Here is an 11,272-nt window from a genome sequence, read left to right on the forward strand (position 1 = left end):
GGTGGTTGCTCTAATTGCTCTAATTGTTTTGATGGTTTTAATGGTACTACCGTAACATTTGAATATTGATAAGAGACAAAAAGGAATCCATTTTGAAAAAAGATTGATAGAAACGGATTCCTACTTTGTAAAGCATTATATAATTTTTAAAAAATGTGCTAACACCTATACGAAATAGACATAAAACATCGCTGATGTGTAGCTTAATAAAACGATAATAATTAAGCACTTATAATGAATAATAGGTTATTAGAAAAGAAACCACAAAATGTAATGTTTTATATCATTATAAAAAGAGATTATTCTAATAGGTCGTTGTGTAACGGCTGCATAGGATAATCTCTTTTTATGTTTTGTAGAGAATGTACTGTTAACTTTAGTTGTTCAATAAATTCTCGGGTAGCAGCACACATGTATTTATCTTTTCTATAAATAAGTCCTATATCTATTGTTGGAGTGGGGTTTTCAATTTTAATAGATTGAATGTGCTCGCTTTGCAAAAAATCAATATAAGGTTTTGGTAATACTGTAATTCCCATATCTTTTGAGACCATTTGAATTAAAGATTCCATCGTACTAATTTCTAAAATTGGTTTAGGTGTAAAGTTGAATTTTTGACAATGAGATGTAATTAGTTCGGTTAAAAAGAAATTTTTAGGTAAAAGAATTAAAGGGTAGTTCTGTAATTCAGCAATAGATACATGATCACGTTCAGTTAATCGATGGCCGGTTGGCACGACTAATGTAAGTTCACTTTTATATAGAGGGATAGAAATAATCTCTTTATCTTGCGCCGGGAGAAAAGTAATGCCAATATCTAGTTCGTTTTGTAATAATTTTTCACGAATCTCTCCTGTACGAAGTCCCAACACAGAAAGTTCGATATTTGGATATTGCTTATTGAAACCTAAAATAGTTGGTGGTAGTAAATAATTTACTACGGTTAACAAAGATCCTATCGTTAAGGAGCCGTGCTGTAATCCATTTAAATCTTGAATGGCAGAACGAGCTTGTTCGACTTCATGAAAAATTGTTTTACCGTGTGATAATAAAATTCTTCCTGCCGTAGTTAAAGATATTTTTTTACCAATTCGATCAAAAAGCGGCATTCCCACTTCATGTTCTAATGCACGTATTTGTTGACTTAGTGAAGGTTGTGAAATGTTTAATTTCGCAGCCGCTTTTGTAAAATGTAACTCTTTCGAAACAGCTAAAAAATATTCTAGTTGTCGTAATTCGATTGGAATCACCTCAAATTTAATCATAGGATATACCTATCATTATTATATAAATAATTGAATTGAACAATAGTTTTATGAGATTTATAATCACTTTATCAGAAATGGATTGATTATAAAAATTAGATGAGGTGAAGCAGAATTGTTGAAATCGAACGTATTAACAGGGAATTATTCACAAGTACTTCAAAAAAAGGTATGAGGCGGTTTACCGACAGGAATATAGCATTTAACGTCTTTATATGTAAAATAAGCAAGAGGAGCGATAAGGATGAATAAAGAATATGAAATACTATCTCTAAACATAGGATTGCCAAAAGAGGTTATATATGGAGGGAAGCTAATTCAAACAGGCATAAATAAAGTTGAAACAAAGGAGCCTATATATTTATCGTTTGTAAAATTTAAAGGTGATGGCCAAGCGGATTTACTTCATCATGGTGGAGTGGATAAAGCAGTTTGTGTGTATTCGGGAAAACATTATGGATATTGGGAGAAAGAATTGAGTCAAGACCTTGTATATGGAGCCTTCGGAGAAAATATAACAGTTAGCGGTATGCGCGAAGAGGATGTTTGTATTGGTGATACGTTTCAACTTGGAGAAGCGATAGTACAAGTGACGCAGCCAAGACAGCCTTGTTTTAAACTAGCTAAGAAATACAATGTTCCAAAGTTACCATTGTATTTTCAAGAAACAGGATATACAGGGTTTTATTTTCGCGTATTAAAAGAAGGATGGGTATCACCAGTCGATACGTTAAAATTGCTGAAGTCTGATTCGAAAGGTATTACAGTAGCGTTTGCTAATTGTATCATGCATAAAGAAAAACAAAATATGGAAGGACTAAAAAGAATTTTAGAAGTACATGCGCTTTCTACTAGTTGGAGAAAGACATTTGAAAAACGAATAAGGGGAGAAGAAATTAATACGAAGGAGAGGATTGAAGGAACTAAAGATTAAATAAATATTTTTATAAATGGTGCATTTCTATTAGTAAAAACTCATTAGAAAGCGATATTTTTATATAATAAACTTATTAATATTCAAAAAAACTTAATATTGGTTTATTCGACTTATTTTTAAAGAGTCAAAACATAAAATTAATTAGATTCTTTTTTTATGTTTTATGATACTATATTGATTTGTAAGGCCTATTATTTTATGGGTAGGTCTTATAAGTTTATCTAATTTAATGGAATCGACATATGGAGGTACAACATGGGGAGTATTGAAAAAATTGCAAATCTTCTATTAGAAGAACCGAAAAGAGAGCAGTTATTTCCTTTATTTGAAGAAGTGTTTGGGATTACAAGTCAAACATTACATGATTTTTCAGAGAAAGGATATTGGGATTATACATATAAAGCTTTATCATTTATACAAGATGATAAAGTGATTGCAAATGTTGCGGCGTTTTCACTTCCGTTACTAATTAATGGTGAAAAAATAAATGCAGCGGGTATTCAATCAGTAATGACACATCCGGATTTTCGTAGACAAGGACTAATGACACAATTGCTTAATAAGATGATAGAAGAAATTGATAAGCAATGTGAATGTGCTTTCTTGTTTACAGAAACCCCTGAACTATATAAACCATTTGGATTTCAAATTGTGCAGGAATATCTGATGACTATACCACATGATAAAAAGAATAATAAAGATTCTATACTTAGAAAGTTAGATTTTTATAATGAAGAGGATAGAAATTTAATAAATGAAATAATTGAAAATGGTCAAAGGCTTTCTAATATGTTTTCGACAATAAATTATCGATCTTCGTTTTATTTGAAAATGTATGACTTAAAGTGGAATGAGAAATTGTATTATTCTAAGAAACTAGATGCGATGATCGTTTATGAAGTAGAAAATGAAAAGCTAAAGTTATATGGAGTATTTGCTCCAGTACTTCCGATTTTAGATGAATTATGTGAGGAAATCTCTGAATCATTTACAGAGGTTGAATTTTACTTTTGCCCAGATCAATTAGGGATTGATGAGGTACAATATACAGAATTACAGTCTAGTAAGTATTTAATGGTTCGGAGTAATAAAGAATTAGATTTAAAAGGGTATAGATTCCCAGTTTTAACGGATTTTTAAATGTTCATTTAGATGATTTTGATGAAGGATAAAGGTAATAATCGTATTAAAATAAGATTTTACATGTGGAATCCATCTGAAAATAATAGGTTTAAGATTGAGTTTTACAATTAAACAAATATAAATAAAGAACCGCATTCTTTTTCTTTAGAATGCGGTTTTTGTATTTACGTAAGATAAAGCACATTTATTGACCGGAAAGTCTTTAGTGCTTATCATTTAATAATGTTAAATATTAATTTGCATAATATAATAGAAGTAATGAAGAAATTCTAGACTATATCGTTTAGATAAGGAGGAATATGAATTATTCAATGGTAATTTCATAAAAAAGGAGATTATGTATGAAATCATTTCGCAAGTTGTTACAGTATTTAAAACCATACATGTTCTTCGCTATTATTGGACCGCTATTTATGGTACTTGAGGTTGCGATGGACTTAATTCAACCGACAATTATGCAACATATTATTGATGTTGGAATTGCAAATCGGGATTTGAATTATGTAATAAAAATGGGGCTTCTTATGATAGGAGCAGCAGCGATCGGTTTAGTTGGAGGACTTGGTTGTATGATGTATTCTACAAAAGCTGCTGTTAATTTCGCTACAGACATACGAAAAGATGTGTTTGCGAAAATAGAAACATTTTCTAGCAAAAATCGTGATTCATTTGGAACAGGAAAATTATTAACGATTGTTACAAATGATATTACATCCATTCAATCGGCGATGACGATGACGTTACGTGTGCTTGTCCGTGGACCGTTATTATTTATTGGAAGTATCATTATAGTCTTCGTAACAGCGAGAGACCTATTTCCTATTTTACTTGTTGTCGTACCCGTTTTATTAGTTGCAATTGTATTGATTGCAAGTCAAGCGAGCGGTTCATTTAGACGAGTACAAGAAGCATTAGATAAAGTAAACACAAAGCTACAAGAAAATTTATCCGGTGTACGTGTTATAAAAGCATATGTAAGACAAAAATATGAAATCTCACAGTTTGAGAAAGTAAATAAAAATTTAACTGGAATAAATATTCGTGCTATACAAATTATTTCATTGATGATGCCAATTATTATGCTAGTTGTAAATGGCGGGATTGTAGCAACTTTATGGATTGGTGGCGAGAAAGTTTTTAATGGTACACTCCAAGTAGGGGCCATTTTAGCTTTCATTAATTATTTAAATATCATTTTAATGTCACTTATGTCTATTAGTATGGTATTTATTCAAATTGCCCGTGCTTTTCCATCAGCTGATCGTGTACAACAAGTTTTACATACTGAAGTTGACATTACAACTGAAGGCGACGTATATGAACCAAAGCAAGTGGATGGTAATGTAGAGTTTAAAAATGTTAGTTATAGTTATACGAAAAATAATGAATATGTTTTAAAAGATATTTCATTTACTGTACGTAAAGGTGAAAAAATAGGGATTATTGGATCTACTGGAAGTGGTAAATCTACATTGGCGAAACTATTGCCGCGACTTTACGATGTTGATCAAGGTGAAATATGTATAGATGATGTTAATGTGAAAGCGTACGATTTGCAAAAACTTCGTGCTTCAATTGGCTTCGTTCCACAAAAGGCACTTCTCTTTTCAGGCAGTATAGAAGAGAATTTACGTTATGGAAAAGAAGATGCCACTTATGATGAATTGGAATTAGCGTCTTCATCTGCTTGTGCGACTGAGTTTATCAATAAGCTGGAAGACTCTTATCAATATAACTTAACACAAGGTGCAACCAATCTATCTGGCGGTCAAAAACAACGTATATCTATTGCAAGAGCCTTAGTGAGAAAACCATCTATTCTTGTATTAGACGATTCTACATCGGCAGTTGATGCGAAGTCAGAATCTGTAATACAAGAAGCATTAAGGTCGAGATATAGTGGCACAACGACATTTTTAATCGCATCAAAAATATCCTCTATTATAGATGCTGATAAAATTCTCGTTCTGGATAACGGTGAATTAGTTGGAAGTGGTACGCATGAGGCTTTATTGGCAACTTGTGAAGTGTATCAGGAAATTTATCTTTCCCAAGGTGGTAACCTGCAGCAAGAAGGAGGGGAAGAGCGTGCGTAATTTTCAAGGACAATTTGGAAATAAAGGTGGACGTAATAATCCGAAAAAGGGAAAAGCAAAGAATACTAAAGGAACTATAATGCGAGTATGGAACTATATGGGGTATCAAAAAGCATCACTTATGTTCGTTATTATTCTTGTATTCATCACGACATTACTCGGTTTACTTGGGCCATATTATATGGGGGTCATCATTGATGAATATATTGTACCGAAGGATTTAAGCGGGACAGCGAGAATGTGCATGCTACTCATTGCAATATATGGGATAACCGTATTGTTAACATGGTTACAAACATTTGTCATGATTAATGTTGCATTAAAAACAATACAAAAAATACGACAAGATATTTTTGAGAAAATCCAAACACTTTCTCTACGATTCTTTGATGTACGTTCTCAAGGTGATTTAATGAGCCGTGTGACAAATGATATTGATAACTTAAATCAAGCTTTGACACAAAGTGTTGTGCAAATCATTTCATCAGCGTTAACGTTTATAGGTGTAACAATTGCGATGTTTTCATTAGATTGGATTTTAGCAATTGTCACTTTAATTACGGTACCTATTATGTTTTTCGTTACAAAAAAACTTGTTGCTTATAGTGGGAAAAACTTTGCGAAGCGTCAAAGGGATTTAGGAGAATTAAATGGATTTATTGAGGAAGCTATTACAGGTGCAGACGTAACTACGTTATATGGAAAAGAAAAAGAAACCGTACATAACTTCAATGAAATTAACGAACAGCTAAGAATTTCAGCAACGAAGGCTGAAACCTTTTCAGCATTTATTTTTCCGAGTATGAACTTTATTAATAACTTAGGAATGGGGCTTGTAATTGGAGCTGGATCAGTTATGGTATTAAACGGAATGACAACAGTAGGTGTCATTGCTGCTTTTATTAACTATTCTCGTCAGTTCGCAAGACCGCTTAGTCAATTTGCAACGTTAATGAATACGATTCAAGCGGCAGTTGCTGGCGGAGAACGTGTCTTCGAAATTATGGATGAAGTACCAGAGATTCAAAATAAAAAAGACGCAGTACTTGTACAAAATTTACAAGGGCGCGTTACGCTTGAGAACGTTTCATTTGGATACGAACAGGACAACATGATTTTAAAAGATGTGAGTCTTGATGCGAATCCTGGGGAAACAATCGCTTTAGTCGGTCCAACTGGATCAGGAAAAACAACAATTATAAATTTGCTAACTCGCTTTTATGATATTTCAAAAGGACAAATTAGTATTGATGAAAAAGATATAAAGGATTATGATATTAATTCTTTACGGAGTAAAATAGGGGTTGTTTTACAGGATACGTATTTATTTGCTGGGACGATTATGGATAATATCCGTTATGGACGATTAGATGCAAGTGATGAAGAAGTAATTAATGCAGCTAAGGCAGCATCGGCGCATTCTTTTATTAAACATTTACCGGATCAATATGAAACAGAAATTGTTTCAGAAGGTTCAAATTTAAGTCAAGGGCAAAAACAACTTCTTGCGATTGCACGAGCAATTTTAGCAGATGCAGATATATTAATTCTCGATGAAGCGACATCTAATATTGATACGAGAACAGAATTACAAATTCAAGCAGGATTAAATAATTTAATGAGAGGGCGAACGAGCTTTGTAATCGCTCATCGACTGAAAACGATTGAAAAAGCAGATCAAATACTTGTAGTAAAAGATGGAAGTATTTTAGAGAGTGGAAATCATGAAACTCTCATGGAAGATAAAGGATTTTACTTTGAGCTGTATACGAGTCAGTTTAAAATATAATAAATGAGGTTTCTCTAGAAAAGAGAAACCTCATTTTTTTATATTTGCAAACATTGCCACCCGAAAAGTCTTTCACTAAATGTTTTAACAGCGTCCTTTTGCAGACTAGGTGAAAAGAGTTTGGCCTGATTATAAAGGCTGGTGTTATGAAGTTGTGTAAATTTGAAGCAAGATTGGTTCGGTGTTTGTTGCTTTGTTATTTTTGGGGAAAATCAGTTTGGTTTCAGCTTATATTTAGTGGGAAATGAACAAAAATCCGCTTTGATTAAAGCTATACGTTATTATTTTTTTTGCAGAAAACTCCCCCCTTAAGGAGTGAATAGAACAGAGTTCAATAAATAGGTGGGAGATTTGAGATGACTAGGTAAAAACTTTAAGCATTTATGACATATCAGAATTGGTGCGTTTCGATATGTCATAAATGGTATATAGAGTATCACCCCATCCCATGAATGAATTAGAACTATGAAATATTACTATTAAAAACAATCTAAGTTTTAATAATATATAGAAAGATAGTTTATAAGTAACCAGAAGGAGTATAGAGCTAGTTTATAACGATTGATATAGCACTGAAAACCAATAAAACAGCCATAATGATGTTAAATAATTGAGTATGTTTTAATAATAGTTTTTGGAACATTGAACCAAACAGGCTCCAACTACATGTACTCATTAAACCGACTACACCTAGAAATAATGAAAAAAGTAGAAAACTGGAATATGAATTGTAGTAAGGGAGAATAAAAGTAGAAACTACAGTCAGTCCGAATAATATCCCTTTCGGGTTAACAAACTGAAGAAAAATCCCCACTGTAAATAAGTTTTTATTATCTTTTTCATCGGGATCTGTACTACCTTTACTAGTGAGTATTTTAAAAGCTAAATATAGCATGTATGCTACTCCTAAAATTTTTAAAGGTAATTCGATTTTGGGCAAAATATTAATTAGTACGATATTAAAGAAACTACATAAAGAAGTGAGGAGGAAAAAACCGAAAGCTACTCCAAAGCAAAATTGCATGCTCCTTTTCAAACCAAGTTGATTTGCGTATGTCATAGCTAAAAAATTGTTAGGGCCGGGTGTGAAGCTACTTATAAAAACAAATATTAAAAAAGAAAATATAGGCATTTCAAAACCCCCTAAGTATTTTTCGTGTGTTATAATGACCAAAAAGAACAATATAACGTGTGCTTTTTATTATACATAACGGTCGTTATATTGTATATAGTGTAGGGGTGTTTTTTTATGGAAGAAATTCAACTTATTTTGGCGAAAAATATAAAAGCAATACGTGAGAAAGAAAAATTAAGTTTAGAAAAGGTTTCCCAATTAACAGGTGTGAGTAAAACCATGATTGGACAAATTGAAAGAGGAGATTCAAGCCCGACACTAACAACAATATGGAAGATTGCGAATGGTTTAAAAGTGTCTTTTACCTCTTTAATCAATAATCCACAGGCTGATACGAAAGTAGTTTTACGAAATGATGTGCAAGTATTGTCTGAAGACAATGGGAGATATAAAGTGTATCCTTCTTTTCCTTTTCAAGATGAAAGAAACTTTGAAATCTATACGGTTGAAATTGAAACAGAAGGGAAATTAAGTTCGGAAGCGCATAAAGAAGGAGCGGAAGAATTTATAACGGTGTTTGAAGGAGAATTGACAATTGAAATAAATGATTGTCAATACAAATTAAATAGCGGAGATTCAATTCGCTTTAAGGCGGATAGACCTCACACTTATAAAAATTCAGGAAGAATAGTAACTCGGTTAAGTATGACCATTTATTATCCAGCTTCATAAACTTGCTATTTTATTTAGAATATAAAGAGATATGTTTTGATAAAACCATCTAAAAGAGATGGTTTTACTTTTTACAATTTACAAAAAAAGACACTCGTTTGAGTGTCAACACAGTATTGCCCTCGCGTATAGGATTGGAGAATATTTCTCAAATACGTATTGAGATGGTTCGTAAAGGAGAAATTGTCTTCTTATTTAATGTAACATCAGCATGGGTGCAGTGTAAATTGATAATATATATACGGAAAATTTAGTAAAGATAGTTACTACTATGAATATAGTGCGATGTGATTTTGTTTCTTAATCACTGTCGTGAAAGTTACTAGTTTAGTATCTAAAAATGTTTATTAAAAAAGAATGAATCATTTTTTAATCGATTCGTATACTTGTTAGAGAGGTACCTGTTGAACCACCTTCAACTAAATTAACGATGGATAATATGCCGAATAATTGAAGCGTGATGATAAATTATCAATAAATGAAGCTATGATAGAACCTGGAAATATTGGACCTACATTTCTATTTCTTCCCCCAATTTATATTCCAACGGGACCAACAGGTCTAACAGGAGCGACCGGAGAATTTGAGGTTATTGGCCCCATAACAACAACCAATTAATCCCGCATTAACGGGCAGTAAGACCCCACTGATTAAAGTTTCACTTTATTATATTATACTTTTGCAGATGGAGAAAAACTTATATTTACAGATACAGATGGGATAGCTCAATATGGTACAACTAACATATTATTTCCTAGTGAGGTTTCATATATTAATTTGTTTATTAATGGAATACTTCAACCGCAACCATTATATCAAGTTAGTACTGGTCAACTTACTATATTGGATAATCAACCACCATCGCAAGGTCATCAATAATATTACAATTTATTATTATTAATTAAAAAGACAGATTCTTAATGGAAAAAGGAATCTGTCTTTTTTTGTTCTAAATTACATTAGTTAAAATTAAGTGACGATAAATTCAATTGTTATTGGGATTCCATCGTCTAATGCATCTCCGCCAGGAATTGTAATAGCACCAGTAGGACCTGTGGTGATACTGGAGTTCACGCTAGGTTGAATTATGCCGTTTATATAGAGAGTGTAATACGTAAAAGTCTGAAAGGCAGTTGCAGTAGTGTCGGCATCATTTAAGTAAGCTGTTGCAGCAATCGCAAAAGCTACACCTGTTGCAGCTCCTAGTGTAGATGTAAATCTCCTAGAAGCCATGAATGGTTGAATGATTGGCGATTAATTTTCACTCCTTTAATTATTTTTTTTAACGAAGTATAGAATAACTTGTCCACTATATTGTATGAAAGTTTTTTATAATAGAAACGGCTTCATGATTATAGAGGGAACACAAGATTAGTAAAGATATCATTGTTAATTATCTGAAAAAAAGATGTTGTTACTTGCGGAATATATGCTAATGATTTATTTGTGTTTTAATTTTTAAATGAAAATGTTCTTTTGGACCTAATAGATAAACGTGGAAAAATAAAATAAACTCTTAAGTTTAGGTGTTTAATCTAAGCAGTTAATTATTAAAAACATATAATTAATATGTGAGTCATGAACATAATTAAATAACATTTTAAAGTTTAATTATAATTCATGTTTCCTATATTAAGTGAATATATAACACAACTCTTTTTACAATTTTATGTTTCTTATAATAGGAAAACACTCAAATATAAGAAAAGTAAGGAGGAAATAAATGACACATAATAATTGTTTTGGTCATAATAACTGCAATCCGATAGTTTTTACACCAGATTGTTGTAATAATCCACAAACAGTCCCAATTAATAGCGAGCAATTAGGACGATTAATCACTTTACTAAACTCTTTAATTTCGGCTATTGCAGCGTTTTTTGCAAATCCAAGTGATGCAAACAGATTGGCTTTACTCAATTTGTTTACTCAACTATTGAATTTGCTAAATGAATTACCACCTTCTCCAGAAGGTAATTATTTAAAACAATTAATTCAAAGTATTATCAATGTACTACAATCACCTAATCCAGACTTAAGCAAATTACTTTCCCTACTACAACAATTCTACAGTGCTCTTGCACCATTCTTCTTCTCTTTAATTATTGATCCTGCGAGTTTACAACTTCTATTAAACTTATTAACACAACTAATTGGTGCTACTCCAGGAGGCGGAGCAACAGGAGCAACAGGAGCAACAGGAGCAACAGGAGCAACAGGAGCAACAGGAGCAAC

Annotated in this window: 9 protein-coding genes and 2 pseudogenes; 8 read left to right on the forward strand and 3 right to left on the reverse strand. The window is 32.2% G+C overall.

Annotation, left to right across the window (positions count from 1 at the left end; genetic code table 11):
- Positions 1-69, forward strand: a pseudogene (locus tag BAU27_RS25725) (heterocycloanthracin/sonorensin family bacteriocin); the annotation flags it as partial.
- Between the two features lie 230 nt (positions 70-299).
- Here the strand turns inward: BAU27_RS25725 and BAU27_RS25730 are convergent.
- Positions 300-1,250, reverse strand: a complete 951-nt coding sequence (locus BAU27_RS25730) for a LysR family transcriptional regulator (RefSeq protein WP_083596167.1) — start codon at positions 1,248-1,250, stop codon at positions 300-302.
- 259 nt (positions 1,251-1,509) lie between these two features.
- On the opposite strand from BAU27_RS25730, the gene BAU27_RS25735 reads away from it, so the two are divergent.
- The 4 genes from BAU27_RS25735 (at position 1,510) to BAU27_RS25750 (ending at position 7,230) form a co-directional block, all read left to right on the forward strand.
- On the forward strand, positions 1,510-2,199 hold the full coding sequence (locus BAU27_RS25735) for an MOSC domain-containing protein (RefSeq protein ID WP_071772401.1): 690 nt from the start codon (positions 1,510-1,512) through the stop codon (positions 2,197-2,199).
- Positions 2,200-2,457: 258 nt separating this feature from the next.
- A complete protein-coding gene (locus BAU27_RS25740; protein WP_071772402.1) occupies positions 2,458-3,342 on the forward strand; it encodes a GNAT family N-acetyltransferase in 885 nt (294 codons plus the stop codon).
- A gap of 344 nt (positions 3,343-3,686) precedes the next feature.
- Positions 3,687-5,441, forward strand: a complete 1,755-nt coding sequence (locus BAU27_RS25745; protein ID WP_071745899.1) for an ABC transporter ATP-binding protein — start codon at positions 3,687-3,689, stop codon at positions 5,439-5,441.
- Positions 5,434-7,230 carry an ABC transporter ATP-binding protein gene (locus BAU27_RS25750; protein WP_071772403.1) on the forward strand — a complete coding sequence of 599 codons (1,797 nt, stop codon included), beginning with the start codon at positions 5,434-5,436 and terminating at the stop codon, positions 7,228-7,230. Before BAU27_RS25745 ends, BAU27_RS25750 begins: the two co-directional genes overlap by 8 nt.
- A gap of 547 nt (positions 7,231-7,777) precedes the next feature.
- On the opposite strand, the gene BAU27_RS25755 is transcribed toward BAU27_RS25750, so the two are convergent.
- Positions 7,778-8,362 carry a LysE family translocator gene (locus BAU27_RS25755; protein ID WP_071745901.1) on the reverse strand — a complete coding sequence of 195 codons (585 nt, stop codon included), beginning with the start codon at positions 8,360-8,362 and terminating at the stop codon, positions 7,778-7,780.
- Between the two features lie 117 nt (positions 8,363-8,479).
- Here BAU27_RS25755 and BAU27_RS25760 point away from each other — a divergent pair, with 117 nt between their 5' ends.
- Complete coding sequence (locus BAU27_RS25760) at positions 8,480-9,037, forward strand: helix-turn-helix domain-containing protein (RefSeq protein ID WP_071745902.1); 558 nt, start codon at positions 8,480-8,482, stop codon at positions 9,035-9,037.
- A 498-nt stretch (positions 9,038-9,535) separates the two neighbouring features.
- Positions 9,536-9,942: pseudogene (locus BAU27_RS25765) on the forward strand (DUF4183 domain-containing protein); the annotation flags it as partial.
- A 64-nt stretch (positions 9,943-10,006) separates the two neighbouring features.
- Here BAU27_RS25765 and BAU27_RS25770 read toward each other — a convergent pair.
- On the reverse strand, positions 10,007-10,270 hold the full coding sequence (locus BAU27_RS25770; protein WP_071772404.1) for a DUF4183 domain-containing protein: 264 nt from the start codon (positions 10,268-10,270) through the stop codon (positions 10,007-10,009).
- Between the two features lie 490 nt (positions 10,271-10,760).
- Between BAU27_RS25770 and BAU27_RS31330 the strand changes: the two genes are divergently transcribed.
- Positions 10,761-11,272, forward strand: a 512-nt coding sequence (locus BAU27_RS31330) for a collagen-like repeat preface domain-containing protein (RefSeq protein ID WP_139254689.1), incomplete at its 3' end; no start/stop codon positions are given.

The organism is Bacillus sp. NH11B (assembly GCF_001884205.1).
Taxonomy (GTDB): Bacteria; Bacillota; Bacilli; order Bacillales; family Bacillaceae_G; genus Bacillus_A; species Bacillus_A proteolyticus.

Bases quoted from the DNA above. Each gene is read 5' to 3' on its own strand.
- BAU27_RS25735 (WP_071772401.1), top strand. From the start codon at position 1,510: ATGAATAAAGAATATGAAATACTATCTCTAAACATAGGATTGCCAAAA.
- BAU27_RS25760 (WP_071745902.1), top strand. From the start codon at position 8,480: ATGGAAGAAATTCAACTTATTTTGGCGAAAAATATAAAAGCAATACGT.
- BAU27_RS25770 (WP_071772404.1), bottom strand. From the start codon at position 10,270: ATGGCTTCTAGGAGATTTACATCTACACTAGGAGCTGCAACAGGTGTA.
- BAU27_RS25740 (WP_071772402.1), top strand. From the start codon at position 2,458: ATGGGGAGTATTGAAAAAATTGCAAATCTTCTATTAGAAGAACCGAAA.
- BAU27_RS25755 (WP_071745901.1), bottom strand. From the start codon at position 8,362: ATGCCTATATTTTCTTTTTTAATATTTGTTTTTATAAGTAGCTTCACA.
- BAU27_RS25745 (WP_071745899.1), top strand. From the start codon at position 3,687: ATGAAATCATTTCGCAAGTTGTTACAGTATTTAAAACCATACATGTTC.